Raw genomic sequence first — 1,666 nt, forward strand, 5'->3', positions numbered from 1 at the left:
CATCTCCACTTAACATCTCCACATCACTGCCAGAGGAATTAGATAACACTTTAATGTCAGAAAGAGAACGTATAAAACCAGGTCTGTGCTTAGCATGATACTCACGAAGGCATCTGTGTACAAAACCAAACTCACACAGCACCCTATAAGTACCATACCAAACAGCCTGCCCAGTCACAGTTAGTTTGTCAACAATGCCTAATGGAAGTTGTTTGCTTATAACACCATCGTAGATACATTTAGCTAGTATATCAACTTCAGAAAGGAGAACAGTAACTGTTTGAGCACTATCGGGATGTAACTCAACGCCCAGTGAATCAAAAACACCAGGATCGGGAGTAAAGGTTGAAGCGGCAGCGGATTTTCTGGCAGGAGCCTTGCCCCTAGCGCTCACCCCCTTACGAACAGTAGCAGCATTTGAAGTAGTTGTAGATGAAACAGCAGCAGGAACCTCAATCTGCTGCAAACCACTATCAGAAGTACCACTAACCTGTACGACGCACACTTTATTATCAACATTATCGCCACCGTTATCTGCAACATCACTAAAAGCGGCAGCACTGGTCGCATCTACAGGATACATAACAACCTCTATGCTTATTGGTTATATTTATTATTTTAAATTCTTATCATCATCTTACACACCAACATCACAAGAAAGAGGCAAGCACAGTCACACAACGAAACGCGCACAACATCACAAACAGCAAGAGTAATACATCACTACTCTTGTGCCTCAATTCATGAAACAACACTCACATCCCTAAAAGGGGCAATCCCAGATACGAAGGCAAAAAGCACATCTCATCAGCCATAGTATTGAATATAACTTAAGAAAACAAACACCCACACATAATAAATAACCAACAATTGCCTAGGTAATGCCACAAAAGTAGGGAGTAGTAGTCACATATACACTATCAACATCTATCTCTATAAATCTATCTCTATAAGTAAAATAATTCTAGAAGAAGATTGATATATGAGCAAAAAACACGTCCAATATCCAAGCATATAAACACAAATAACAATCTTTATCGCACAAAAAATACCCACTACATACAACAAAACTTATAGAATCATGTGATACTAGCAGTAAGAAGTAGAATCAATTCTCATAATTACTACTCCCTTCTTCTTTTACGTCCTCTTCCTCTCTGAGTACTACCCCGATGTGAAGAAGACGACCTACCTCTACTACCTCCTCTGATAGACCGACCTGATTCCCCTCCTGTAGCAGAAGCAGAAACAGAAGAAGAGGCAGTAGTTAACGCCACCATTGGCTGCTCACATGAAGTCACAGAATGTGATTCTCCCAAAGAAACCCCCAACGCAGAAACAGCACTCTCCGTAGCTGGTCCAGCAACTTCTCTAGTCAATTCAGGTGACTCTGGAGAACAAGAGGAGACATCAGCATCACATCCTGATTCAGATGTAGATGAAAATAATGAAGGTGAAGATGAAGATGCGGGTAAAATAGAAAGTGAAGAAGGGGGAGAAAGTGATTCACCTTCCAACCCCCAAAATGCAGGAGGAGCAACAATAGTAGCCGATCTAAATCCAACTTCCTCAGTAGACAGGGAAGCAGAGGAAATATCAGAAACTGATCTCGACTCAGATGAAGGTAAGAATAGAGGTGCAGGCTCAGATAAAGATACGGGTGAAG

General features: G+C 41.4%; 2 protein-coding genes. Both read right to left on the reverse strand.

All coding sequences use genetic code 11. The annotated features are described in order from the left end of the window. On the reverse strand, positions 1-583 hold a 583-nt coding region (locus A6733_RS00400), incomplete at its 3' end, for a hypothetical protein (RefSeq protein ID WP_141663425.1). A gap of 541 nt (positions 584-1,124) precedes the next feature. Further along, a partial coding sequence (locus A6733_RS08705; protein ID WP_176696740.1) for a hypothetical protein occupies positions 1,125-1,666 on the reverse strand: 542 nt, incomplete at its 5' end.

Source organism: Candidatus Ichthyocystis sparus (assembly GCF_900078745.1).
Classification (GTDB): Bacteria; Pseudomonadota; Gammaproteobacteria; order Burkholderiales; family 2013Ark19i; genus Ichthyocystis; species Ichthyocystis sparus.